The organism is Alkalihalobacterium sp. TH-98 (assembly GCF_057473385.1).
The window spans coordinates 1-26,484 of sequence record NZ_JBYCKM010000061.1 but is presented as its reverse complement, the minus strand read 5'-3'; the positions used below and the strand labels follow the sequence as shown (position 1 = coordinate 26,484).

General features: G+C 40.6%; 28 protein-coding genes and 1 pseudogene. 2 read left to right on the top strand and 27 right to left on the bottom strand.

Annotation, left to right across the window (positions count from 1 at the left end):
• The 3 genes and pseudogenes from AC2VNP_RS22525 to AC2VNP_RS22515 all read right to left on the bottom strand — a co-directional run.
• Window positions 1-266, bottom strand: a pseudogene (locus tag AC2VNP_RS22525) (NADH-quinone oxidoreductase subunit C); the annotation flags it as partial.
• Window positions 263-781 (bottom strand): NuoB/complex I 20 kDa subunit family protein, encoded by a 519-nt coding sequence (locus tag AC2VNP_RS22520; protein ID WP_486919668.1) that lies wholly within the window; start codon window positions 779-781, stop codon window positions 263-265. The gene AC2VNP_RS22520 and the pseudogene AC2VNP_RS22525, both read right to left, overlap by 4 nt.
• Entirely contained in the window at window positions 772-1,149 is a 378-nt protein-coding gene (locus tag AC2VNP_RS22515; RefSeq protein ID WP_486919667.1) for an NADH-quinone oxidoreductase subunit A, read from the bottom strand. Before AC2VNP_RS22515 ends, AC2VNP_RS22520 begins: the two co-directional genes overlap by 10 nt.
• 532 nt (window positions 1,150-1,681) lie before the next feature.
• On the opposite strand from AC2VNP_RS22515, the gene AC2VNP_RS22510 reads away from it, so the two are divergent.
• Entirely contained in the window at window positions 1,682-2,188 is a 507-nt protein-coding gene (locus AC2VNP_RS22510; protein ID WP_486919666.1) for a DUF1722 domain-containing protein, read from the top strand.
• 483 nt (window positions 2,189-2,671) lie between these two features.
• Here the strand turns inward: AC2VNP_RS22510 and AC2VNP_RS22505 are convergent, their stop codons facing one another.
• The 23 genes from AC2VNP_RS22505 to prfA form a co-directional block, all read right to left on the bottom strand.
• Window positions 2,672-3,073 (bottom strand): F0F1 ATP synthase subunit epsilon, encoded by a 402-nt coding sequence (locus AC2VNP_RS22505; RefSeq protein ID WP_275119311.1) that lies wholly within the window; start codon window positions 3,071-3,073, stop codon window positions 2,672-2,674.
• 96 nt (window positions 3,074-3,169) lie between these two features.
• Window positions 3,170-4,582 (bottom strand): F0F1 ATP synthase subunit beta, encoded by a 1,413-nt coding sequence (gene atpD, locus AC2VNP_RS22500; RefSeq protein WP_486919665.1) that lies wholly within the window; start codon window positions 4,580-4,582, stop codon window positions 3,170-3,172.
• A gap of 180 nt (window positions 4,583-4,762) precedes the next feature.
• Window positions 4,763-5,620, bottom strand: a complete 858-nt coding sequence (locus AC2VNP_RS22495) for a F0F1 ATP synthase subunit gamma (RefSeq protein WP_486919664.1) — start codon at window positions 5,618-5,620, stop codon at window positions 4,763-4,765.
• A 59-nt stretch (window positions 5,621-5,679) separates the two neighbouring features.
• Window positions 5,680-7,191: a F0F1 ATP synthase subunit alpha gene (atpA, locus tag AC2VNP_RS22490; RefSeq protein WP_216829947.1), complete on the bottom strand. Its 1,512-nt coding sequence runs from the start codon at window positions 7,189-7,191 to the stop codon at window positions 5,680-5,682.
• 21 nt (window positions 7,192-7,212) lie between these two features.
• Entirely contained in the window at window positions 7,213-7,761 is a 549-nt protein-coding gene (locus AC2VNP_RS22485; RefSeq protein WP_486919662.1) for a F0F1 ATP synthase subunit delta, read from the bottom strand.
• On the bottom strand, window positions 7,743-8,249 hold the full coding sequence (gene atpF, locus AC2VNP_RS22480) for a F0F1 ATP synthase subunit B (protein ID WP_486919661.1): 507 nt from the start codon (window positions 8,247-8,249) through the stop codon (window positions 7,743-7,745). Before atpF ends, AC2VNP_RS22485 begins: the two co-directional genes overlap by 19 nt.
• 92 nt (window positions 8,250-8,341) lie before the next feature.
• A complete protein-coding gene (gene atpE / locus AC2VNP_RS22475; RefSeq protein WP_075385277.1) occupies window positions 8,342-8,554 on the bottom strand; it encodes a F0F1 ATP synthase subunit C in 213 nt (70 codons plus the stop codon).
• A gap of 95 nt (window positions 8,555-8,649) precedes the next feature.
• Window positions 8,650-9,348: a F0F1 ATP synthase subunit A gene (gene atpB, locus AC2VNP_RS22470; protein ID WP_486919671.1), complete on the bottom strand. Its 699-nt coding sequence runs from the start codon at window positions 9,346-9,348 to the stop codon at window positions 8,650-8,652.
• Window positions 9,349-9,387: 39 nt separating this feature from the next.
• Entirely contained in the window at window positions 9,388-9,771 is a 384-nt protein-coding gene (locus AC2VNP_RS22465) for an ATP synthase subunit I (protein ID WP_486919660.1), read from the bottom strand.
• Window positions 9,768-9,998, bottom strand: a complete 231-nt coding sequence (locus AC2VNP_RS22460; RefSeq protein WP_216829952.1) for an AtpZ/AtpI family protein — start codon at window positions 9,996-9,998, stop codon at window positions 9,768-9,770. Before AC2VNP_RS22460 ends, AC2VNP_RS22465 begins: the two co-directional genes overlap by 4 nt.
• Before the next feature lie 406 nt (window positions 9,999-10,404).
• Window positions 10,405-12,666: a S8 family serine peptidase gene (locus AC2VNP_RS22455; RefSeq protein ID WP_486919659.1), complete on the bottom strand. Its 2,262-nt coding sequence runs from the start codon at window positions 12,664-12,666 to the stop codon at window positions 10,405-10,407.
• A 265-nt stretch (window positions 12,667-12,931) separates the two neighbouring features.
• On the bottom strand, window positions 12,932-13,561 hold the full coding sequence (gene upp / locus AC2VNP_RS22450) for a uracil phosphoribosyltransferase (RefSeq protein ID WP_486919658.1): 630 nt from the start codon (window positions 13,559-13,561) through the stop codon (window positions 12,932-12,934).
• Between the two features lie 644 nt (window positions 13,562-14,205).
• Window positions 14,206-15,447, bottom strand: a complete 1,242-nt coding sequence (gene glyA / locus AC2VNP_RS22445; protein ID WP_486919656.1) for a serine hydroxymethyltransferase — start codon at window positions 15,445-15,447, stop codon at window positions 14,206-14,208.
• Window positions 15,448-15,557: 110 nt separating this feature from the next.
• Complete coding sequence (locus AC2VNP_RS22440) at window positions 15,558-16,133, bottom strand: TIGR01440 family protein (protein WP_486919654.1); 576 nt, start codon at window positions 16,131-16,133, stop codon at window positions 15,558-15,560.
• Window positions 16,134-16,154: 21 nt separating this feature from the next.
• Entirely contained in the window at window positions 16,155-16,595 is a 441-nt protein-coding gene (gene rpiB, locus AC2VNP_RS22435; RefSeq protein ID WP_486919652.1) for a ribose 5-phosphate isomerase B, read from the bottom strand.
• A gap of 16 nt (window positions 16,596-16,611) precedes the next feature.
• Entirely contained in the window at window positions 16,612-17,907 is a 1,296-nt protein-coding gene (locus AC2VNP_RS22430) for a methyl-accepting chemotaxis protein (protein ID WP_486919650.1), read from the bottom strand.
• 43 nt (window positions 17,908-17,950) lie between these two features.
• Window positions 17,951-18,385 (bottom strand): low molecular weight protein arginine phosphatase, encoded by a 435-nt coding sequence (locus AC2VNP_RS22425; protein WP_486919648.1) that lies wholly within the window; start codon window positions 18,383-18,385, stop codon window positions 17,951-17,953.
• 89 nt (window positions 18,386-18,474) lie between these two features.
• Window positions 18,475-18,987, bottom strand: coding sequence for a manganese efflux pump MntP (locus tag AC2VNP_RS22420; protein WP_486919669.1), 513 nt, complete (start codon window positions 18,985-18,987; stop codon window positions 18,475-18,477).
• Between the two features lie 627 nt (window positions 18,988-19,614).
• On the bottom strand, window positions 19,615-20,658 hold the full coding sequence (locus tag AC2VNP_RS22415; RefSeq protein ID WP_486919646.1) for an L-threonylcarbamoyladenylate synthase: 1,044 nt from the start codon (window positions 20,656-20,658) through the stop codon (window positions 19,615-19,617).
• 348 nt (window positions 20,659-21,006) lie between these two features.
• The gene (locus AC2VNP_RS22410; protein ID WP_486919644.1) at window positions 21,007-21,465 is read right to left on the bottom strand and encodes a GNAT family N-acetyltransferase; all 459 of its coding nucleotides are present in this window, start codon (window positions 21,463-21,465) and stop codon (window positions 21,007-21,009) included.
• Between the two features lie 87 nt (window positions 21,466-21,552).
• Entirely contained in the window at window positions 21,553-22,155 is a 603-nt protein-coding gene (spoIIR, locus tag AC2VNP_RS22405) for a stage II sporulation protein R (protein ID WP_486919642.1), read from the bottom strand.
• 149 nt (window positions 22,156-22,304) lie between these two features.
• Entirely contained in the window at window positions 22,305-23,156 is an 852-nt protein-coding gene (prmC, locus tag AC2VNP_RS22400) for a peptide chain release factor N(5)-glutamine methyltransferase (RefSeq protein ID WP_486919640.1), read from the bottom strand.
• Window positions 23,157-23,172: 16 nt separating this feature from the next.
• Window positions 23,173-24,243 (bottom strand): peptide chain release factor 1, encoded by a 1,071-nt coding sequence (gene prfA / locus AC2VNP_RS22395; RefSeq protein ID WP_275119295.1) that lies wholly within the window; start codon window positions 24,241-24,243, stop codon window positions 23,173-23,175.
• A 268-nt stretch (window positions 24,244-24,511) separates the two neighbouring features.
• On the opposite strand from prfA, the gene AC2VNP_RS22390 reads away from it, so the two are divergent.
• Window positions 24,512-25,846 (top strand): FAD-dependent oxidoreductase, encoded by a 1,335-nt coding sequence (locus AC2VNP_RS22390; RefSeq protein WP_486919639.1) that lies wholly within the window; start codon window positions 24,512-24,514, stop codon window positions 25,844-25,846.
• A 362-nt stretch (window positions 25,847-26,208) separates the two neighbouring features.
• On the opposite strand, the gene AC2VNP_RS22385 is transcribed toward AC2VNP_RS22390, so the two are convergent.
• Window positions 26,209-26,484: hypothetical protein (locus tag AC2VNP_RS22385; protein WP_486919637.1), on the bottom strand; the 276-nt coding region annotated here is incomplete at its 5' end.

Below are 26,484 nucleotides of genomic sequence, written 5' to 3'. Positions count from 1 at the left end.
TCATCGGCTCCAGCAGGCTCTTCTGATGGGCTTGCCTCAGCTTCTTTTTCTTTCATTTTTTTCAGCGCTTCCGCTTTCGCTTTGGCAGCAGCGGCTGATTTTGCTTTCGCATCATCTGCGCTAGCTTTTTCTTCCGGCACTTCCTTATTTTCACTTGAAACCGTTTCCGATTGTTTAGCCATTTCGAGCTCTTTTTCTCTTAATTTCTTCAATGCTGCAGCTTTCGCTTTAGCGGCGGCAGCGGCTTTTGCCTTTTCATCACTCATCGGCCAATCACCCGCTTCCCAGTCTTAGCTTCATAGCGGATTTTTTCTTGTAATTTATTAATTCCATAAATTAAAGCTGCCGGATTCGGTGGGCAACCAGGGATATACACATCAACTGGTACGATTTGGTCAACCCCTTTAACGACAGCATAGGATTTTACGTACGGTCCACCCGCAGTTGCACAGGAGCCCATAGCAATTACCCATTTCGGTTCTGGCATTTGATCATAAAGACGCTTAAGGATTGGTGCCATTTTCTTTGTCACCGTTCCAGAAACGATCATACAGTCTGATTGTCTTGGAGACGTTCTAAAAATAACGCCAAAACGGTCTTGGTCATAGTGAGACGCACCCGTTCCCATCATTTCAATGGCACAACAAGCTAACCCGAAGGTCAATGGCCACAACGAGTTACTTCTAGCCCAAGCTTTCACTTGTTCTAATGTGGTAAAAAAGACGTTACGTTCTAGCTCTTCCCGCTCTGCCTTAGTGATGCTATCCAAATTTAGATCCATGTTAACACCTTCTTCTTCCACGCATAAATTAATCCGATTAATAACATAATCATAAAGATAACCATTTCAATTAAAGCAAAAATTCCTAAATAATCGTAAGCAACTGCCCAAGGATATAGAAACACCGTTTCTACATCAAACAATACGAATAATAACGCAAACATATAGTATCGAACATTAAACTGAACCCAACTGCTCCCAGTTGGTTCAATACCACTTTCATACGTTGTTTGCTTTTCTTTGGTTGGGTTATTCGGTCTTAGAAAACGTCCTGCTGTAAGCGCAACCAAAGGTAATATTATTCCTAGTAAAATAAAGACGGCTACAACTAAGTAGTTGTTTTGATACAAGTGATAAAGCGGATCCATCTTGCCTCACCTCACCCTCCATGCCTTATTCCAAAGTCGTATTTCTTGTGCAACTCCCGTGACCATGCTATTTTATGTATCTATTTAGTTGATAACGGATGTTACACCTAAGTATTGTAAAACATCCAACAGTAATTTCAAAAACCAGTTCTTTTTCCAATGCTGGAAGTTTCACTTTATGTAATCGTAACCATTATAGCAAATCCTATATATGGTGTCGACTGTCACAAAATTGTAAAAAACTTTATAAGGAAATGATTTATTGGTAAATTAACATAGTAGAAATCCTCTACCACATTATGTAAAAGCCTTAGTATATATACTTCTGCAACTTAAATGGTTTCGGTTTCTTTCAAACTCGATTACCAATTATTTTACTTATATAATAATTGAAGAAAAAATTATTTTAAAGTATTTTTTTCAATTACTGATAAATGTAGTATTTGATACAATATCTTACTACAGTTAGTTTATATTACAGAATTTCGGATAATAAATATGTATTTGGTAGCGAATAGAAATGGAGGTTCATATGGAAAACGTCAAGCATTTAAAGGTTGCTCGTCGCATAGCTGAACGAATTTGGGCTGTCAATAAATATGAAGTAATGGCTAAAGGCTATGAACAATATATAATGATTTCTAAGTCATTTCGTTCACTCGACTCTTTTACTAGAATAGAGGGGCTATACTTTCAGATCAACGAGGTTTTAAGCCTTCCCTATAAAAAAGGAGCAGTCATTACAACACTTGAACACATATGGGGTTACTTTAAGAAACAAGCATCCACTGAAGAAAAAGAAGCATTTTTTCAAGCTTTAGAGAAATGTAAATTACTAGACTGTATATCGTTTGATGATTTTCCGACTGAATTTATTCATTGCAGAAATATACTTGGTAGCTTATTGGATCAATATCCGAATTCCTATTTACAAGTGTCACGCTTTTTACACCCTGAACGTCCATGGAATGAAGTCACAGTCAAAAATAGAAGATTTGTTTGGAACAATGGCATCGTTTTTATAGATGAGGTCGGGTAAGTCGGGTTTTTCGCGTATATTTCGATAGTGTTGATAGATAAACGTAATAGAACATGGACATGATGGGCATTTTGATGAACTTTCGAGGTGCGCAGTCTAACTTATTGTCGGATTTCTCTACTTTATTGTCCAGTTTCAAAATTTATTAGCGGATTTGACTATTTATTGTCCGTTTTAAAAATATATTGTCTGTTTTGGTTATTTTATTTGCGAAAATGTGAAAACACAAAGATATGACTACTATTCACGTTATGCTGCATAACAATTATGCACCGGGTCAGCAAAATCACATTCTTGTTAGTTCAAAGCCTCCCACACGTAATTTATATTTGGAAATCCAGCCCCAATCAAGCCGCTGTGCAGTCGTAAAAAAAGATCCTGCACCACTGCGAGGCTTAAACCTTTCAATATCTCAAACAATTTAAAAAAGCTCCTACAACAAAAAAAGCACAAAGGCTTCACTAGGCCTTCGTGCTTTTTCTATTACTTCTCAGTAACTCCTAAGCGGTTAACAGCACGGCGTAAGGCTAACTGTGCACGCTTAAAGTCAATTTCATCTTGTCTTGCTTCGCTAATGCGACGCTCTGCACGTTCTTTTGCAGCACGAGCACGAGCAACATCGATATCTGATGGCAGTTCAGCAGCTTCCGCTAAGATCGTTACTTTGTCAGGACGTACTTCAATGAAGCCGCCAGATACAGCAACGAGTTGAACATTAGAACCGTTCTTAAGGCGAACAGCTCCTATGTCTAGTGGAGCAACTAAAGGAATGTGTCGAGGAAGAATACCTAGCTCTCCGCTTTGTGCGCGAGCGCTAACCATTTCTACTTCGCCTTCATAAACCGTGCCATCAGGAGTTACGACACTGACAGTCATTGTCTGCATGTAAAACCCTCCTCAATAGCAATACGGGTTTGATCTATTTTTATTCTCAAAAGTAGTGGTGAGTGCTGAACACCCACCGCTACGCTTAGTTGTTGATTATGCAAATTGCTTAGCTTTTTCAACCACTTCTTCAATACGTCCAACTAGACGGAATGCATCCTCTGGAAGATCATCGTATTTACCTTCTAAGATCTCTTTAAATCCTTGTACTGTTTCTTTTACTGGTACATAAGAACCTTTTTGACCAGTAAACTGCTCAGCTACGTGGAAGTTTTGAGATAAGAAGAATTGGATACGACGTGCACGGTGTACAATAAGCTTATCTTCTTCAGAAAGCTCGTCCATACCAAGGATTGCGATAATATCTTGTAACTCTTTATATTTTTGAAGAGTTTGCTGTACTTGACGAGCAACTGCATAGTGCTCTTCTCCAACAATTTCAGGAGATAATGCACGAGAAGTTGAAGCAAGTGGATCTACCGCAGGGTAAATACCCATCTCAGAAAGCTTACGCTCAAGGTTCGTTGTTGCATCTAAGTGAGCGAAAGTTGTTGCTGGAGCTGGATCCGTATAGTCATCGGCTGGTACGTAAATCGCTTGGATCGATGTTACTGAACCAACTTTTGTCGATGTGATACGCTCTTGTAGTTTACCCATTTCTGTTGCTAACGTAGGCTGGTAACCTACCGCTGATGGCATACGTCCTAATAGTGCTGATACCTCTGAACCGGCTTGTGTAAAGCGGAAGATGTTATCAACGAAAAGAAGTACGTCTGCACCTTGTTGATCACGGAAGTGTTCTGCCATTGTTAATCCAGTAAGAGCAACACGCATACGTGCTCCTGGCGGCTCATTCATCTGACCGAATACCATTGCCGTTTTCTTGATAACACCAGAATCCGTCATTTCGTGGTAAAGGTCATTTCCTTCACGTGTACGCTCACCAACACCAGCAAATACCGAGATACCGCCATGCTCTTGAGCGATGTTATTGATTAATTCTTGGATTAATACCGTTTTACCTACACCGGCACCACCAAATAGACCGATCTTACCACCCTTGATGTAAGGAGCTAGTAAGTCTACTACTTTAATACCTGTTTCAAGAATTTCTGTTTGTGTAGAAAGTTCTTCAAACTTAGGTGCCTCACGGTGAATTGGTGATTTTTGTACATCTTCAGCAAGAGCCTCATCAAGGTCAATTGCTTCTCCTAATACGTTAAATACACGTCCTAATGTAGCTTCCCCAACTGGTACTGAAATTGGAGCACCAGTGTCAAGTACATCTACGCCACGTACGAGACCGTCCGTAGATCCCATCGCAACTGTACGAACTGTATCGTCACCAAGATGTAAAGCAACTTCAAGTGTTACTGTTACATCAACCGCATTTTTCGTTGAACCTACTTGTTCAACTTTAAGTGCATTATAGATTTCAGGAAGTTGACCACTTGGGAACTTTACGTCAACAACTGGACCCATAACTTGAGTAATGCGACCTTTATTCATCAGTTTCCCTCCTAATACTTGCTTTTGAAACACTCATGATTGTGCGCTCAGGATAGGTACCGTCTATTAAGTTCTCACGCCCACATGAAACATGCATTTGTGAGAACTTAATGACGTATCAGCCCTGCGTTACATTTCTATCCATCTTCTTATGGACCTCATAGAAACTAGATATATTCTTTATTCAAGTGCTGCTGCACCGCCGACGATCTCTGTAATTTCTTGAGTAATGGCAGCCTGACGTGCACGGTTATACACTAGAGTTAAGCTGTCAATTAATGCTGATGCATTATCTGTCGCTGCACTCATCGCTGTCATACGAGCACCGAACTCACTTGCTTTTGCATCAAGGAGTGCACCGTAGATTAAGCTTTCTGCATATTGTGGAAGAAGATGCTCTAAAATGGCTTCTTCTGAAGGCTCATACTCATAAGATGCTTTCGCACTTCCTGTAGAGATGTCCGTTAGTGGCAATACTTTTTGTTCTGTTACTTCTTGTGTGATTGGGCTGACGAAATGGTTATACCAAATATACAGCTCATCAAAGATTTCATCCGAGAACATTTCAACCGTTGTACGAGCTAGGTTTTTAATGTCATTGAACGTTGGTTGGTCACCTAGGCCAGTAATCTCCTGAATGATCGGAAGGTTACGGCGCTTTAATAGATCACGTCCAATTTTTCCAATTGCAATAATCCCATACTCGTCCGGAGAACTATGACGCTCTTGGATTGTATTTAAAACACCACGAATAATGCTAGAGTTGTACGCACCTGCTAAACCACGGTCAGACGTAATAACGATATAACCAGTCTTCTTAACAGGACGCTCTTGAAGCATTGGATGATCTACATCCGTGCTTCCTGAAGCAATACTCGCTACAACATCGCGAATTTTTTCAGTATAAGGAAGGAATGACCTTGCCTTTTCTTGAGAACGGTTCAGCTTTGCAGCAGATACCATTTCCATCGCTTTTGTGATCTGTCTCGTTTTCTTTGTCGAGTTGATCCGCGTTTTTATATCTCGAAGTGAAGCCACTTAATTTCACCACCTTTTCGCTAACTGGTTTTCCTAGAAGTTGTTCACGTATTCAACGATTACTTGCTGCTTGTATTAAAGCCTTTTTTGAACTCTTCAATCGCAGCGTTAAATGCACTTTCTTCTGGAAGTTTACCAGTTGTACGAATCGTATCTAAAAGATCTTTCTTGTTATGGTCTAAGAAAGTAAACATTTCAGCTTCGAAACGACGAATGTCTTCAACTGGAATATCATCAAGGAATCCTTTAGTTAATGCATAAAGAATTGCTACTTGCTTCTCAACCGCTAACGGCTCGTGAAGACCTTGTTTTAATACTTCAACTGTACGTTGACCACGGTTTAACTTCGCTTGAGTTGCTTTATCTAAGTCAGATCCGAACTGAGCGAATGCTTCAAGCTCACGGTAAGACGCTAAATCTAGACGTAATGTACCTGATACTTGTTTCATTGCTTTGATCTGTGCTGATCCCCCTACACGAGATACAGAAAGACCTGCGTTGATCGCTGGGCGTACCCCTGAGTGGAATAAGTCAGATTGTAAGAAGATCTGTCCATCTGTAATAGAGATTACGTTTGTTGGAATGTATGCTGATACATCCCCTGCTTGAGTTTCGATGAAAGGAAGAGCAGTAATTGAACCGCCACCTTTAGCATCACTTAACTTCGCTGCACGCTCTAATAAACGAGAGTGAAGGTAGAATACATCCCCTGGGAATGCTTCACGACCTGGAGGACGACGAAGTAATAAAGAAAGCTCACGGTATGCAGATGCTTGTTTTGTTAAGTCATCATACACAACTAGTACGTGCTTACCATTGTACATGAACTCTTCACCCATTGTTACCCCAGCATAAGGAGCTAAGAATAATAATGGAGCTGGTTCAGAAGCACTTGCTGTAACTACGATAGTGTAGTCTAAAGCACCTTTTTGACGAAGTGTTTCTACAACACCTGCAACTGTTGATTCTTTTTGACCAATTGCAACGTAGATACAAATCATGTTTTGGTCAGCTTGGTTTAAGATTGTATCGATCGCAACAGATGTTTTACCTGTTTGACGGTCACCGATAATTAACTCACGTTGTCCACGGCCAATTGGTACAAGAGCATCAATTGACTTGATACCTGTTTGTAGTGGCTCGTGTACTGATTTACGATCCATTACACCTGGTGCTGGACTTTCAATCGGACGAGTTTTGTTTGTTTCAATTGGTCCTTGACCATCAAGAGGTTGACCTAGTGGGTTTACTACACGACCTAGTAACGCCTCACCTACAGGTACCTCCATGATACGACCTGTACGTTTAACTTCATCGCCTTCACGGATATCCGTAAATGGACCTAAGATAACGATACCTACACTGTTTTCTTCAAGGTTTTGGGCCATACCCATTACACCATTTGAAAACTCAAGTAACTCACCGGCCATAACGTTTTCTAATCCATGAGCAAGGGCGATACCGTCACCGACACGAATTACTGTACCTACATCAGATACTTCGATATCAGATTGGAAGTTTTCAATTTGCTGCTTTATAAGAGAGCTAATTTCTTCAGCTTTGATGCTCATATCGTTCACCCCTATCTTCTTCTAACGGTTTCCAGCGACTAATGTGCGCTGTAATCGATCTAACTGGCGCTTGATGCTTCCGTCATATATACGGTCACCAATACGAATTTTCATTCCACCAATAAGTTCAGGATCAATAATGTTTTCAATGTGAAGTGTTTCAACTCCAACCTTCTTAGCGAAAGTTGCAGAAACTTGCTGTTTGTCTTCTTCAGACAACGGCTTCACTGTATAAACCTTTGCTACTGCCACACCTTGTGCTTCGTAAGCAAGCTCTTGGTATTTATTAATGAATGGAATAACTAAGTTTCCTTTTTTTTGTTTCACCATAATTAAAAGTGTATTAAGAACGTAAGCACTTACTGCATCTGCAAAACTGTCCTTAATCAACTTTACTTTTTGCTCTTCTAGAACTTTTGGATGTTCAAGTACATTACTTAAACGCTCTGTTTGTTCGAAAACCGCTTTTACAAGCTGGAGCTCATCACCAATTTGCTTCAGAATATCCTTTTCCTTTGCCAATTGAAAAAGAGCAACAGCATAACGATTAGCTACCGCTTTGTTGCCCATAGCTCTTCGCCTACCTCTTTAAGATATTCTTGAATCAACTGATCTTGTTGTTTCTCATCTAATTCTTTTTCAATTACTTTAGTAGCAATTAGAACTGATAATGATGTAACTTGTTCACGTAAAGCAGAAACAGCTTGTTCTTTTTCACGTTGGATTTCAGCTAGAGCACTATCTTTCAAACGTTCAGCTTCAGCTTTTGCTGTAGCAACGATTTCTTCACCTTGCTTTGCACTAAGTTTCTTCGCGTTTTCAACGATTTCTTGTGCTTCTTGACGAGCTTCCTTGATTGCCTCGCGTTGCTCTTCTAGATATTGCACAGCTTCTTTACGGTTCTTTTCAGCTGTGTCGATTTCATTTGCAATATGTTCTTCACGTTGTTTCATCATGTTCATAATCGGTCCCCAAGCCCACTTACGAAGTAACGCCATAAGGATGAAGAACATGATTAACTGATAGATTGCGTCGAACCAGTTAATACTACCAAACATAGAATTCACTCCTTTCAATGGTTATACAAAAGGAATGGCGAAGCTTCTATTACATAGAACGGACTCCGCCATTTATAAACTTCAAAGGTCTATTAGTTACCCATTACTAAGAATGCAATAACGACCGCGATGATCGGTAATGCCTCTACTAGTGCAACCCCAATGAACATAACTGTTTGTAAAGTACCTTTTAATTCTGGTTGACGAGCGATCCCCTCAACTGTACTTTTTACGATCATTGCGTTACCGATTGCCGCACCAAGTGCCGCTAAACCTACTGCGATTGCAGCTGCTAAACTTCCCATGAATAATTCCTCCCTTAAAATGTATAAAATAAAATTTTTATTAATTTAAGCTCTTAACAATAAAATTTGTAGAGCAAAATGAATGAACTGATTGATTAATGGTCGTCAGCCACTTTATGTGCCATGTATACCATTGTTAGCATTAAGAAGATGAAAGCTTGAATTGCCCCAATGAAAAGACTGAATGCTTGCCAAGCAATTGTCGGTAACGCTGCTGCGAAAAACCCGAAAAATCCACTTACACCTAATGAAACAAGAAGCGCCATTAAAATACCTTTTGCATAAATATTACCGAATAGACGCATTCCAAGTGTTAATGTGTTTGCAAACTCTTCAATTACTTTTAACGGGAATAAGAATGGAACAGGTTTGAAATAATCTTTTCCATATCCACCAAAACCTTTAATCTTAATTCCGTAGAAGTGTGTAAGAACAATGATAGTTGCCGCTAGCGTTAATGTGATTAGCGGATCATCTGTCGGTGCTTTCCACCAAACTACGTGACCAGGTTCTGTAGTAATAACAAACGGAAGCTTTGATAAGTTGGCTACTAGGATGTAAAGGAAAATTGTTAAACCTAAACCCAAGAAGCGTTCCCCAGTCTTCCAATCCATCGTATTATTAATAATTCCTTTTACGAAATCGATTAACCATTCGAAGACATTTTGCATACCCGTAGGTTTCATTTGAATTGCTCTTGCACTAAGAACTCCAATAAGAAGAACGATAGCTGAACATACAGTAATCATTAAAATGTTAGCCAGGTTAGCGTTAAGCCCTGAAATACCAAAAATATTCTCTACGACAGGATAACTTTTGTAATCCAAATGTTTTCACCTCTCTTCTTGCTTAGAACGTATTTTTTGAATAAGAAAATCTAAAAATATGATAATATAGGTTGACATTAAACCTATTACCACCCCATAAAGTTGGATCGCATCTGGATATCTTGTTGCGATAATAACTCCAATAATGGCTAATGCAAATCTTGTCAGCATCCCTAAGGAATACATTTTCCTACCCTCTGTTACTGCTTGTCCAAACCGCTTCACTCTGCTGTACAAGCTCCAAAGGATGAGCAAGCTTAGTACTGCTCCTACTATAAATCCTAGAAAAAAAGATTCGTACGGAGTAAAGCCCCAACCTAAGACGAGTAACGCCAATAAGTAAAGCGTGTATTGGACATATCGTCTCATGTTTTCACTATAACTAGTCATGAATCATCTTCTCCTAAGTAACTCCCGAGCAGTCGGATTAAACCGTAAATACCAGATCCTAAACCTAAAAACAAGCCGATGATCATAAACAATGGACTTTTATCAAAATAGCCATCTAACCATCTTCCTGCTAAAACACCTACTAGAACTGGTCCTACTAAATACGATGTGATTGCTGTCATTAAGGCCATTGCACGATAAGGTTTTTGAGGCTTTTTATCTGCCATTCCTTGACCCCCATGGACTTAACACGTATTTTTCGTTTTCATGATGAGGTTTACGTGTTGTCTTTTTATTTCAATTCAATATGTAACAAATTTCTTAATCCTTGATATAAATATGTAAACCCTCTCATAACATCCTTTGTAATCGTACAATAGGGAAAACCTGATGTCAACGTGTTTTAGCAATAAAAACACAGGTGAATTATGCTAATTATTTCTGTTCACATTTTTGTCATAATTCACACCTTTGTAATATTATGTTTCCAAAGTTTTACTGTACTATTCATTACGTATACCTACTAACTTCTTTTTGTAAACATTATAATTATATTCGTGTGAACTATATTTTAATATAACATAAAAAAATAATCGTGATGGAGCAAAAAACTGCTACTCATCACGATTATTTTTATTCTGCATTAGAATGGATTTCATCACCTATGAAAATCATCGTTTCCAATGTATCTTCTTTTCCATCTTGCTCAGCAAATACCAATGCTTTATAAACACCATTCGGCAGGTCGACTCCTTCAAGCTCGACTTCCATTAACCCTCTACCAATATCTTTCTTAGCATCGAGGTACTTAATAAATTCAAACGTATCCGGATCATATAAAGCGATTCCAACCTCTGATGCACCTCCTGGTAAGTACATCTCGTATCGGTATGAATCTACCGAATCTCCTCTTTCAAAGCCAAAAGCCATTACACGTGGGTAATCTGGTTCTTCGATAAAAAAGAGGTAAGGAACTCGGATATCTTCACTGCCGCCTTTTATGAAAATATCTCCATGGTGAATACCTTCCTTCAGAACAGCCGGAAAGATGTCCATTACAACTTCCACTTCTTTTTTCTCACCAGCTTCGATTTCAAAAGAAAAAGGTACTTTCCATTGGACACCATCTGGAGCATCAAATGGCGGTGAGACATAATACGTCTTCACTTGGTTGCTATGATTTTCAACGGTTAGCTTTACACGTTTTACTTCACGACGATCATCTGCTGCCCATTTACCAAACGTTACAGCTCCTGGGTATACGAGTGTATCTGTTCGGACGGCTTTATCGACTTGAATGCGCCCTGCCCCTTGTTCGTGAGGCATGTATGGTTTGCCTTCCGGGTCAAAGAGTTGCTTTCCTGTATTCATCAGCGCTGCTTTGATTTGTTCCGGACTCCAATTTGGATGTGCTTGCTTAATTAATGCCGCTGCACCTGCCACGTGCGGCGCCGACATACTTGTTCCGTTTAACCCTAAGTATCCTTTTGGAATGGTACTATCAATGGATACACCGGGTGCGACAACATCCGGCTTCACTTCCCATGTGTGAGTAACAGGACCTCTTGATGAAAAAGGTGCAAGCAAGTCTTCCTCCTGACGGAAGACCGTTCTTAGTTGACGTTTTTGCTTTTCCTCAAGCTGTTCCCTCATCCATTCCCCATCTTCTTTTGAAATCGTTGCTACCGGGAATTGGAGTGGATCACCGTCAATAGCCCCCATAAACGGACCTGACGTATTATTATAGATGATCACACCTTTCGCACCGCTTTCCATCGCATTCCTTGCCTTTTCAGCAAAAGGAATAATTCCTCTGCGAACTAAGACAATTTTTCCTGCAGCATCTTCCATATCCTCTTTCCTGCCTAATCCAGCAAATACAAGCGGATGGTCGCGACGTAAGTTCCACGGTAAGGCGCCCGACATCGAGTTGACGGAGATTTCACGGTCTTCTCCAAATATAGTGATGTAAGGCGTTTTTAATGGCGGTGAAGACGCTCCTACAGATATAGCTTTTGTTGATGTTCCCGGCGAGCCGACGGTCCACATATTCGGCCCGCTGTTACCGTTGGATGTTACTGCAACAACCCCTAGTTCGACTGCACGGTCCAATGCAACACTTGTTGGCCAGTCTGGTCCATTCACCGAATTACCAAGTGATAAGTTGATAATATCGACTTCATCTTCTACAGCTCTTTCAATCGACTCAATGACTTGCTCTGTCGTTCCTTGTCCTCCAGGTCCTAGCGCACGATAAGCGTAAATTTCAGCTTCTGGAGCCACGCCTTTTATTTTTCCATTGGCCGCTATAATTCCCGCAACATGCGTACCATGAATAGTAATTCCACCTTGACGCGGCATCGTCTCCATTGGATCTTTATCGTTATCGACGACGTCATAACCGCCTTTAAAATTCCGTTTTAAATCTGGATGACTATAATCAATACCAGTATCTATCACTGCTATTTTTACACCTTTACCTGTCAGCTTTTCACCATCTCGATCTAGTTGATTTCTAATGTTTTCCGTTCCAATAAAAGGGACGCTGTCATCGATTGTCGTCTGATAGGTCATGACGTGGTCAACTCGTGTGACCCCTGTCATCTTTTCTAATTGAGCCACGTCTTTTTCTTTTACTTCTAGCGAAAATCCTGAGTAAACGAGTTTAAATCGTTTTCTTACGTTACTTTCAGGGATCGCTTTTTGGATTTTTTTGATCACGCGGTCCATGTTTTTTTGACTGACTTCTACCATGACAATTTGTTTTTCTTCGCCTTTTGTTTCGGCCAAAGGTGGTCGCTCTGGAAATTGGCTCGCCCCTGCAGTATGGCTTGTTAATGCTAATATGACAAGTTGTACAATTACGATTACAGCAACTAGCCTCCGTTGTTTCATTGGGAGCTTCCCCTTTCTTTGAGAAGAATTGTTTAGTTAGTATGTAACAATTGGGCGTTTTTCATGAGTAAAAAAATAGAAAAAGAGGCCACAACTTGAAGTACATGCAACTCATTTCGCTGAAACGACAGTCTTTAAGGATTTCGCCTTCTGTCATTTGCTTTTTGAGAGATACACGGCACTTCGGTGGCCTCTTGGGTTTTTAATTTAAAACGTCTGCTCTCGTGAAATTGTAATATTTTTAACTAATCTTTTACTTTGGTATTTACTTCGTTCCAAACAAACGGTCTCCAGCGTCTCCAAGACCTGGAACGATATAACCTTTTTCGTTTAGTTTTTCATCAAGCGCAGCTAAGTAAATATCTACGTCTGGGTGTGCTTCTTTAACGATCTCTACGCCTTCAGGTGCTGCGATTAAGCACATTAATTTAATCGTTTTCGCGCCACGCTTTTTAAGACTGTGGATCGCTTCTACCGCTGATCCTCCTGTTGCGAGCATCGGGTCGATTACGATAAATTCACGCTCTTCCACATCCGCTGGTAATTTTACATAATACTCGACCGGTTGTAGTGTATCTGGGTCACGGTATAAACCTACGTGGCCTACCTTTGCTGCTGGAATAAGGCGTAAAATCCCATCTACCATACCAAGCCCTGCACGAAGGATTGGGACAAGACCTAATTTTTTACCTGCGATTGTCATCGATTTTGCTGGCCCAACCGGTGTTTCTACTGTAACCTCTTGCAGTGGTAGTTCACGTGTAATTTCAAATGCCATAAGGGCAGCTACTTCATCAACAAGTTCACGGAATTCTTTTGTTCCTGTAGATTTATCACGAATGTAAGTTAGCTTATGTTGAATTAACGGGTGGTCAAACACAAATACTTTGCTCATTATGTTAGCTCCTTTTCAAATGTTTTGACGAGCATTCTAGATATGTAAATCACTCCTCAAAATTCTACAAAAAAAAACAAAAATATTCAAGGTTACGATTTAATTAATCGAGAGGCATCATTGCTGACCGTCGTGTGGAGGGTTGCAGGGAGTGCTGTTTTGCACTGATAATGAATTTGCTTAGTTGCTGTTAATAGGATTACCAGATTCCAGTTGAGTTAATGCAGAAGCTGAGTGTAAATTAAGCTGCAACGGATATGAGTTACTACCACCAGCTTGAGTGAGTTAGATACTAGTCTATTTGAGTTTAGCGGACTGAGAGGCTCTTATTTCAATGAAAACGACTTGTTTTGGCGGCTTAGCGGACTCAGAAGCTCTTATTTGCCTAAAACGGCAAAGAAATCATCGTAGAACGTGCAATTAAGGGTCTCTCAGTCCGTTACTTTCGAAAATCACGGGATTTATGCAAAATAAGGGCCTGTGAGTCCGCTAACCTTACTCACTGTTACTATAACTTTTTTCCATGTGATCCTGCCCCGCCTAGCACTGATCGTCACCCCCACGTAGCAAGAACGCCAGCCGCTCCAAACAGAAATATAAAAAGGCTGCCTTTATCATATAAAGACAGCCTTTCGTACATTTACTTATAGGTTAGGATACATTGGGAATTTTTTTGTTAATGCATCGACACGTGCACTTGCTTCTTTCAGCTTTTCTTCGTTGTCGATGTTTTTCAATGTGAGCGCGATGATTTCGCCAAGCTCACCCGTTGCTTCTTCGTCAAGGCCGCGTGATGTTACTGCCGCTGTACCGATACGAATTCCACTTGTTACGAATGGGCTTTCTGGATCGAATGGAATTGTGTTTTTGTTCGTTGTAATTCCAACTTCATCGAGTGCATGCTCAGCTACTTTACCAGTTAACTTTAAGCCCGTTAAGTCTAATAGTAAAAGGTGGTTGTCTGTACCGCCTGATACGATTTGAATTCCCTCGCTCATCAGCTTTTCGCCTAGACGCTTTGCATTTTTGATGATGTTTTCTGCATATGTTTTAAATTCAGGTTGTAATGCTTCACCGAATGCAACTGCTTTAGCAGCGATCACATGCATTAACGGACCACCTTGAATTCCAGGGAAAATCGACTTATCAATTTTTCTACCGAATTCTTCAAGGCAGAGAATCATCCCACCACGAGGACCGCGTAATGTTTTATGTGTTGTTGTTGTTACAAAATGAGCGTGCGGTACAGGGCTCGGGTGCAAGCCAGCTGCTACAAGTCCTGCAATATGTGCCATATCGACCATTAAGTAAGCTCCAACTTCATCTGCAATTGAACGGAATTTAGCGAAGTCAATTTCACGCGGATATGCACTCGCTCCCGCTACAATTAACTTTGGCTTATGTTCTTTTGCTAGCTCAAGAACTTTATCGTAATCGATTGTTTGTGTTTCTTTATCAACACCGTACTCTACGAAATTGTATTGAACGCCACTGAAGTTAACAGGGCTTCCGTGTGTTAAGTGACCACCGTGAGATAAGTTCATTCCAAGTACTGTATCGCCTTGCTCTAAAATCGTAAAGTAAACCGCCATGTTGGCTTGTGCCCCTGAGTGCGGTTGAACGTTCACGTACTCTGCACCGAAGATTTCTTTCGCACGGTCACGAGCTAAATCTTCAACGATGTCTACATATTCACAACCACCATAATAACGGCGACCTGGGTAGCCTTCTGCATATTTGTTTGTAAGAACAGAACCTTGTGTTTCCATTACCGCTTCACTTACAAAGTTTTCAGATGCAATCATTTCAATTTTATCTCGTTGTCGACCTAACTCAAGTTGGATTGCTTCATATACTTTAGGATCTTGATTTTTTAACATTTCCATCTTTATTCCCCTTTCAGTAGCAAGCATTCTTCGTGTTTTTCGGTTAATACTTTTAAATTCAATTTCATTCTACCACAATATGCGACAAAATCCGTACCTTTTTTTAAAAATCAAAAACAATCTTCACCATTTCCTTGGTTTCTATAGACAGCACGCTCCCCACCGATTAGCTTCGGTCTCGTTTTCGCAAGCGTAACGTGCGCTTCACCAATGGAGCGGATCGTACTGCGCAACGGCACCGCCACACGTTTTAAGTGCATACCGATTAACGTATCCCCAATATCGATACCTGCATCCGCTGCTATCGTTTCAACAACAACAGGCTCTTTCATGTTTAAGTAGGCATGGGCAGCCATTGAACCGCCTGCGCCTTTGACAGGGATGACAGAAACGATTTCGAGACGGTGTTCTTTCGCTGTTTCTCTTTCAACGACTATGGCTCGATTAAGATGTTCACAGCATTGAAAGGCTAGCTGCACGCCTGTACGCTCTTTAAATTCAGCAAAAGCGGAAAAGAGGGCCTCACTGACACCCTCTGATCCGCTAGTTCCTATTTTTTTACCGATGACTTCGCTCGTACTCGTTCCAATGATAAGAATCTGTTCAGCTGATAACGGCATTTCTTCATTTAATTCGTCTAATACTTGCAGAATATCCTTTTTGATTTGTTCCATCAAACCGGCCATCCTGGGTACACCTTCTCTCGATTACTTATTTTCGTACTCTTTTATTTTACTCACACGACGCTCGTGTCTTCCACCTTCATACTCGGTTACTAACCAAACTTTCGCAATTTCACGCGCTAGACCTGGACCAATTACTCGTTCACCCATCGCTAAAACGTTACTGTCGTTATGTTCACGTGTCGCTTTCGCACTAAATAAATCATGTACTAATGCACAGCGAACACCCTTCACTTTATTGGCTGCAATCGACATACCAATGCCTGTCCCGCACACTAAAATTCCACGGTCCACTTTACCGTCTGCAACTAATTCAGCGACTGGTAATGCATAGTCCGGATAATCGACAGACTCTGAACATTCGCAGCCTACATCTTCAAATTCAATGCCCATTTCGCTCATTAATGATTTAATCTCTTCTTTAATATTTACGCCACCATGATCTGATCCAATTGCTACTTTCACTTCAATACCCCCATTTTTATGTAGAAAACTTTTCAATTGTTGCTTTTAACTTTTGAGCTTGTCCATTCAATACCTGTGCAGTCGCTGCAACCTCTTCGATAATCGTCGTTTGTTGATCGGTTGCCGTAGCCACTTCTAGTGCACCGGCTGAAGTTTCTTCCGCAATGGCGGCAACTTCTTGTGTTTCTTGTGTTGTTGTCATAATCGAACCTAACTGGTTATCAATCAACTGTGAGATTTCATGGATGGCCTCTGACACTTCTAATATTGACTGTTCCATAAGACCGATCGCTTGATTCGTTTCTGTCCCTTTTACCGATTGTTCGTTAGCGACTTTCACTTGATTTGTAATTTGCGTCACTACATTTTGTACTTCATGTTGAATATCATTAATTAGTTTTGTAATGCCTTGTACGGCTTTTGAACTTTCGTCTGCTAATTTTCTTACTTCATCAGCCACAACTGCAAAGCCTTTTCCTTGCTCTCCTGCACGCGCAGCTTCAATCGATGCATTTAGCGCCAGTAAATTCGTTTGCGCGGCTATGTCACCGACTAAAGAAATAATGTCCTCGACTTGTTTTGCTTGATGGTTTAACCGTTCTACCGCCGTTAACGAATGTTGATTATCTTCAGCTAATTTCTTAATCCCTGTTACGAGATGGTCAATAACTTGACGGCTATCTGTAAGCTTTGCCACCATATGTTCTGCAGAGTTCTTAGAAGCCGATGCACGGTCTTGGACTTGTGTTGCAATTGTCGATACATCTTCCATTGACTCCGCTGTATTTTGGATCGCATTCGCCGAGCCCTCTGCCCCTTTTGCAATTTCTTCAATCGTACGACTAATATTTTCTGCTTTTTCTGAAGCTAGTTCAGATGCAGTTGTAATTTCTGCTACTTTTTGATTGGTTTGTTGAAAATTTTCATCAATATCTCGAACCATGTGTCGCAGACTTGTCAGCATCTCATTAAAAGCTAACCCTAATGCACGTATTTCATCGTCTGATTTAGAAATAGCAACATCGACCCCAATATCGCCTGCAGCTGCTTTTCGTGCTGCATCTTCAAGTTCATGGAGGGGTTTTGTAATGAGCGGCGCTGCTAAAAATCCTAAAATCCCACACCACATCACACCTAAGACTAGCGTAATGATGATAAATAGATCACTGTTTACATTTAAAAGACTTTGTAAATAATCAGCTAAAAAGAAAATAAAAAATGCACTTGTTCCATATGTAATAATAGCAAGTCCACTTATTCCTAACACTAATTTCTTTCGAATACTAAAACTATACGATTTTTTCTCCCCCACAGTGCACCTCTCGCTCAATAATACGAATTTACTCGGATCTTAGTTATGAATCCGAAATTTTCTCTAGTAATTTTTCAATTTCATCGGCTGTTGCACGATATTGTTCAACCGAACCACCAAATGGATCGGCGATATCCCCCGTAAAACTTTCTTCCCCTAACGCAAATTCCTTTAATGTAAATACTTTGTTAATGAGCTCGGGAAATTGCGTAATGATGGCTTGCTTATGATTTGCTGTCATCGTTAATACGATCGTTGCCCAATCTAATAACTCCTTTGATAATGGTTGAGACCGGTGATCGGAGGTGATACCTCGCTCTTTAAGAACTTCGACCGCCTGATAACTCGCTTCACTTCCTGGAGCTGCATAAATTCCAGCTGATTGTACTTCAATATCACTAACTTTTTGCTTTAGTATGGCTTCTGCCATAGGGCTTCGGCACGTGTTTCCTGTGCATACGAAAAGTACTCGCTTCATTGAATCGCGTATCCTTTCTAGCTTTTTTGCCTAATTATTTAAGTTTTCTTTTATTTTACCACAACTTCATTATTTTCAAATCAAACAATTTAGGGCAAAAGTAACTTAACCCCAAACCCCATTAAAATTAAACCGCCGAGAAGTTCACCGTATGATCCAATTATGCCCTTAAAGCGCGAACCCATCACAAGGCCGGCCCACGACAAAATCATACTCATTAAACCAAAAGCAGCCACAGCTATGACGGTTTTCGCTCCTAGCATCCCGAGACTTAGACCCGCGGAAAAACTATCGAGACTGACACTTAGTGCAAAAACGAATAACCCGAACCCAATCGGTTTCATCATCCGGCCCTCATCATTTCTTAATGCTGAGATGGACATTTGTAAACCGAGGAAAAGAAGAAGTCCTCCTCCTAAATAAGTGGCAAACAAGCCAAAGTAATTGGATACGAGTTTTCCAGTCACGATTCCCAATAAAGGCATAATAATATGAAAGCCGCCAATGACAATACCGATTTTAAACATTTGACGGTATCTTAGTCCGACTAAACCCATTCCTAACGCAACCGAGAAGGCATCCATCCCAAGTGCAGTTGCCATAATAAATAGTGTAATTAATTCTCCTCCCAAATGTGACCACTCCTTGTCCGTACTACTTCAATGTATGCACGTCCAAAGAGAAATAGACAAAGAGATTTTGGTGAGGAGGGGGGTACTCGGGTTGAGGAGTTCGGCTATCAAAATTACAGATCGTTGGTTCCCCAATACTACAGCGCGGTTTGAGCCAAAAGTTAATGGTTATTTGTTAACTGTTAATAGTTACTGTGTCCCCAAAGCTCAAGATTTGATCACCGAACCCCTCAGATTACAAAGGCAATGACTCCAAAATTTGCAGGAGGCTGACACTGACGCTAACCAACGCCCTCCGTCAGCATAAGAGGACTGAGAGGACCTTATTTTAACGAAAACCACCTATTTGAATTATTTTGCGGACTGAGAGGCCCTTATATGGCTAAACTACGCTAAAAACATCTCAAACTGTAGTAAATAGGGGCTTCTGAGTCCCCTAAACTCTAAAAATTCCTCTTTTTACCGAAATAAGGGCTTTTGAGTCCGCTAACGGCGCGGCCGTTATCCACTGCGATTTCCTCGTTAAGTTAAGCCCCCAGTTAGTTATGCTAAAACAACGGATTACTAACGTAATGCGACGCTCACCAAAACCCTAAGTCAAATGACTTTTTTACCCGCTGCTTTTTCTAGCCGATTCATAATGGCTTCGCCTACACCTTGCTTAGGAAAGGTTTCCGCCAAAATGATGTCAATTTCATGCTCATCAAATTGACGAAGCGTCGCATATAATTGACTGGCTACCGTTTCTAAATCTTCTCGAAAACCACTTGTAAGAATTAGATCTGCTTTATAGTTATTGACCGCTTCTTCGGTCGTTAGTACACCGACCCGCTTTCCTTCTTGACGATACGTATCCACAATCATTTGCAGTCTTTGTGGATAGTCGGTAACTAAGTACATCTCTGCATTCGGGGCATAGTGTGTATATTTTACACCTGGAGAACGCGGTGTGTTGCCTTCTTGCGCCAGCGCAGGATCCACTTCTACAGGGCCTACAACACGTTCGATTTGTTCTTTTGTAATTCCACCCGGTCTTAAAATAACCGGTATCGCTTCGGTACAATCAATAACCGTCGATTCGACACCGACTCCTGTTTTCCCGCCATCTACAATGCCTTTGATTTTTCCATTCAAATCATGTTTCACATGTTGGGCGGTTGTTGGGCTGGGCTTTCCTGACACATTAGCACTTGGAGCTGCGACCGGTACATTCGCTTCTTCTAACAACGCTAAAGCTACAGGATGGTCAGGAATGCGGACAGCAACGGTCGGTAAATTGGCAGTTACCCGTTGTGAAACGCTGTTGTTACTTGGTAACACAATCGTTAGAGGGCCCGGCCAAAATGCATCCATTAATTTTTCCGCAAGAGCCGGAATTTCCGAAACTAAGGTTCGCACTTGTTCTTTTGATGCAACGTGGACAATAAGCGGATTGTCGCTCGGTCTTCCTTTTGCCGTAAAGATTTTTTCTATCGCTTCATCGATCATTGCATTTCCACCTAGACCATACACGGTCTCTGTGGGAAAAGCGATAACTTCACCTTGTTTTATCCACAACGCCGCTTCCTTGATGTCACTGCATTTATGTAAGTTATCTTTATTTTTATCCACAGTCCAATACACAGTTTGTTTATTACTCACGATTTATCCACCTCACACTCTATTTTCCATTACTTTTTATAACCCTGTCAAACAAAGTCGAAAAACGCTGGAGAATCAACCATTTTAGCTCCTGCTATTTTTTAACAATGTATAAAAAGAAAAAAGTTACCCACAATTTGTGGATAACCTGTGTATAACTTTATGGATATTAACAGCTTATCTTCCCATTTCCTCTTCATTTCTCCACCTTACTCACATGTGGACACTTTAATTAATTAAAGGTGCCACGTACCTCATCCCACATTGTAATGGTACCACGTACCACATAAGAGGTACCAGGTACCGCATTTACCGCATTTACCGCATTTACCACATTTACTACACCATTTATTTCGCTTTATCTATATTTTGTAGATCGAGGGCCATGAGTTTGGTTACGCCTTTTACGTATTGCCCAAAGTGCGGTGAGTTTTCCACATGTTCAGGGATATGCTCGTCTTCAATAATTTTAAACCCTAGATATTCAAAGAATTCTAATGAACGGGGAGTAATTAAATAGAGCTGGTCCAATTCCTTTTGTTTCGCATAAGCTAATGCAATTTCTAAAAAATCAAGCCCTATTTTCGCATTCCAATGTTCTGATTTGATGACGAGTGAACGAAGTAGTCCGTCTTTTCCAAGCGGTTCAATTCCAACTGTTCCTACAATTTCTTTTTCATCCGTTTCTACAACTAAAAAGTGATCGAGCCTTTTCTCAATTCCTTCTTCCGTTAAACCGGCTTTTGCCACTAGCCGTTGAATCGGTAGTAAATCCTTTGCTTCAGCAATTCGTATAACAATTGACACGAACTCGTCCTCCCTTAAAATCAGTTATCTATTAACTACAACCAATTATATGAGTGGACTCTATCAATTATTCTACTTTTTCTATTATTAAGCAAACCAACTTTTAACCGTATCAAAGATTTCAAATACGAAGAATTTAACTTCTACTTCATTTTCAACTTCAACCGCTGTATCTTCCTCATGCTCTATTGCATCACCATTTGAAAAATCTAAGAAACATAACGGTGGAAATAAAACACACCACCAATTCTCGCCATTTCCACTGCCAAGTGTAATTAACACCGCATTATACTCTCCTGCTGGATATACTAGGTGACCATATAACTTCGTTGGAAATTGAACTCTATTAAACTCAACATTAAAAGATTGATTGATCCCGTTATTTGCTAGTTTTTTCGCAACAATTGCTTCTATTTCTTCTAAATTCGCTTCGATAACATCTTTTGCTTCATCCATTGAGTCGATATGTAGCACCCAATCGGTGATCGTCGCATTGACCTCATCACGAATGTCTCTTTTTAAGATTTGATCTTTAATCGAGTCGCTATTGGCAAGGATTCGTAAGCGAATCGCATCCTCTTGACTGACTTCATCGTGGAAAGAAGCAGCTGCCATATAATTTTGAGACTCCCAATTCATTACTAGAATAAAAACAAAGAATAATAGATAAAAAAGAACTTTAAAATTCATATAAGTGCTCCCACCTTTCTACACCAACAGTGTCGTCCAGGTGAGGCACTTTTAAACCAAAAAGTATTCGACAAATTCATCAACAGCTTTTTCCCAATAGAATAAAGCTCCCTGACCCTAAAGCCCAATCCCTCTGTGGCTACTAGACTCTACCACTCCGCATAGACCATTCGATCTTTTCCATTAATGTCAAATACGACTTCAACCGCTGCATTCGGAAGTTTGTCTTTTAAAAGTTGTGCCACAGCTTCTCCTTGACCCGCTCCAATTTCAAAGGCAACTATTGCATGATCGCCGGTTACAAAAGGAATTTCGTCTGTGAGCCGTCGGTAAAAATCCAGACCATCTTCTCCACCATAAAGAGCACTAGCTGGTTCTTTTTCGCTGACATACGGTGATAGCGTTTCTTGCTCCCCAATCGGAATGTACGGTGGATTGGAAACAACTATATCAACCTTTGCTTTTGAGCGAATAAGTGGTTGCAGCAAATCGCCATGGATCCAAGCTACATCGGCACCTAATGTTGTCCCATTTTCTTTCGCGACGGTAAGAGCGGCTTCCGATATATCTACTGCGGTCACTTGCATTTTTTCACACTCTAACGCAAGGGTAATCGCAATAGCGCCACTGCCAGTCCCGACATCAACGACTTTTACCGTCGCTTGCTCTGGATATTTGTTTGCCATTCGTTGCAAAACGCCCTGAACCAATTCTTCCGTTTCCGGCCTTGGAATCAGTACATCCTCATTTACGATAAAAGTTCGCTCATAAAATTGCTCCACACCCGTTAAATGTTGAACAGGTGTCCCGTCGGCATAAGCATGAATATCGGCGATAAAACGTTGTTGCTGCTCTTCAGATAATTCATCATGCATGGCCATGTATAATTGCGTCAAATCTTTTTGTAAATGATGCTTTAATAAAATTTGCGCGACAGGCTGCTCTAAGTTTCGTTCTTCTAAAAAAGAAGAAGCCCATTTAAGGGCTTCGTGTACTTTCATCGGTTGCTGCTTCATATTACGAATCAGCCTTTGTCATGAGATCCGCTTGTTCTTCAACGATTAAAGCATCGATGATTTCATCAAGCTTTCCTTGAAGAATTTGATCTAATTTTTGTAACGTCAGCCCGATACGGTGGTCCGTTACACGGCTTTGCGGGAAGTTGTACGTACGGATACGTTCCGAACGGTCACCTGTCCCAACCGCAAGTTTACGGTTTTCTGAGTACTCCGCTTGGGCTTCTTGTTGGAACTTATCATAAATACGTGCACGAAGAACTTTCATCGCTTTATCTTTATTTTTAATTTGTGACTTCTCATCTTGACATGATACAACGATTCCCGTTGGTAAGTGCGTTAAACGAACAGCAGACATTGTCGTATTAACACTTTGCCCACCAGGTCCACTCGAAGCGAACGTATCGACACGGATATCTTTGTCGTGAACTTCAACTTCTACTTCTTCTGCTTCTGGTAAAACCGCAACCGTTGCTGTTGATGTATGAATACGTCCACCGGATTCCGTTTCAGGAACACGTTGTACACGGTGAGCACCGTTTTCATACTTCAGCTTCGAATAGGCACCTTTACCATTAATCATAAAGATGACCTCTTTAAAGCCACCCACACCTGTTGTATTTGCTTCCATGACTTCCGTCTTCCAGCCTTGCGTTTCTGCAAAACGGCTATACATCCGATACAGGTCTCCAGCAAATAATGCCGCTTCGTCTCCTCCAGCAGCACCGCGGATCTCCATGATAACGTTTTTGTCATCATTCGGATCTTTTGGCAGTAAAAGAACTTTCAAACGAGCTTCAAGCTCTGTTTGTTGTTTTCCTAATTCACTAATTTCTTCTTTTACCATTTCGTGCATTTCATTATCAAGCTTTTCTTCAAGCATTGCTTTCGCTTCCTTATATTGCTCCACAACACTCTTATATTCGCGATAAGCTTGCACCGTTTCTTCTAAATCAGATTGTTCTTTTGAATATTCACGTAATTTTTTCGAGTCGCTAATGACTTCAGGGTCACTTAGCATTTCATTTAATCGATCATATCTGTCTTCTAGTGATTGCAGACGTTCTAACACACGCTTCACCTCATTATTTCAGTCCATAACAGTCTAATTATAGTATAAGCCACCTCAACAGTCAAAATGAGTATAATCTTTTGCATCTTGTAGCTTTTCATAGCATCCAAGCCCTTATGTATTCAGTCTAACCGCAATTTAGTCAGTTTAACGGCATTATTTAAGTTTTACTCTATTCTCTATTGGTTTTCAAAAGCCGTATTCGGGAATAGTAGTAGTGCGGCAGGTCCTATGAAAAGAATGGAATGAGATAAAGAGGTGAGGTAAATTGAAGTATGTCATTATTGGGGGCGATGCAGCGGGAATGAGTGCTGCGATGCAGATTGTAAGAAACGAAGATAACCCTACTATTATTACGTTAGAAAGAGGCGGTTATTATTCGTATGCACAATGCGGTCTACCTTATGTTGTTGGGGGGCATATTCCTACGACCGAAAAGCTAGTCGCGCGAGATGTAGAAACATTTCGTGAAAAATACAAAATCGATGCGCGTACTTATCATGAAGTCAACCAAATCGACACGAACAAAAAAACAGTAAGCGGCACTAATCTAAAAAATAACGAAAGATTTACAATCGAATATGATAAACTACTGATCGCGACTGGGGCTGATCCTGTTGTGCCTAATTGGGAAGGCCGCGATTTAAAAGGAATTCATACGATTAAAACGATACCCGATATTAAAGACCTTCAGGAAAACCTCAGTCAACAGGTGAAAAAAGCAACGATTATTGGTGGGGGCTATATTGGTTTAGAGATGGCGGAAAACCTCGTAGATATCGGCCTTGAAGTGTCCATCATTGAACAACAACAGCAATTGGCTACCATTTTTGATGAAGACATGGCCAACCTTATACACGATGAAGCGAAAAACCACGGCGTTCACTTATACTTAAACGAATCCGTTCAATCGTTTGAAGGAACAAATGGAGTTGTACAAAAAATAAATACTGACAAACAACAACTGGATACCGATCTTGTCATCGTTGCTGTTGGAGCAAGACCTAATACAAGCTTTTTAAAAGACACCGGTCTCCATTTTTTTGCAAACGGGGCAATTATGGTTGATGCCTATATGAAAACGAATCTAGAGGATGTGTGGGCTGCAGGAGATTGCGCTACTCAATTTCACCGGGTGAAACAAAAGAATGACCATATTCCTCTAGGTACCCACGCCAATAAGCAAGGAAGAGTTGCGGGGTTAAATATGGTAGGGATCCCCCGACTATTTAAGGGCGTGACAGGAACATCGATTTTAAAATTCTTTGATCTCACGTTAGCTCGAACTGGTTTAAATGAAACAGAAGTCCAACAATTAGGGGTCGAGTACGACATCATTTCAGGCGAGACCTTGCACATCGCAGGCTATTACCCTGACCCGAAACAACTACAGTTGAAAATGTTATACGACAAAGCAACGAACCGGTTATTAGGAGCCCAAGTGATTGGTGAAGCAGGCGTCGATAAGCGGATTGATGTATTATCTGTCGCTCTCTACCATGAAATGACGGTTTCCGAATTAGAGGACTTAGATTTGGCCTACGCGCCTCCTTATAATGGCGTTTGGGATCCCATCCAACAATTAGCTCGCCGGCAGCGATAACTGCTGGCTTTGAGTAGGTATTTAATTTGCTGGGCTTTAACATGGGTTCATTTTTAATTTTTATTAAAATATGCTCTGTCTCTCGCTTTAGGGTAGAATTATTCCTTTTACTGGAAAAATAATGCTCTATCTCTTGCTTTAGGTCAGAATTATTCCTTTTACTGGTAATATAATGCCCTATCTCTTGCTTTAGGGTAGAATTATTCCTTTTACTGGTAATATAATGCCCTATCTCTTGCTTTAGGGTAGAATTATTCCTTTTACTGGCAAAATAATGCCCTATCTCTTGCTTTAGTGCAAAATTATTCCTTTTACTGGCAAAATAATGTTCTATCTCTTGCTTTAGGTCAGAATTATTCCTTTTATTGGAAAAAATGCTCTATCTCTCGCTTTAGGGTAGAATTATCCCTTTTACTGGAAAAATAATGCCCTATCTCTTGCTTTAGTGCACAATTATTCCTTTTACTAGAAAAATAATGCCCTATCTCTCGCTTTAGAGCAGAATTATTCCTTTTACTGGCAAAATAATGCCCTATCTCTTGCTTTAGTGCGAAATTATTCCTTTTACTGGAATAATCCTGCTCTATCTCTCGCTTTAAAGCAGAATTATTCCTTTTACTGGTAAAATAATGCCCTAT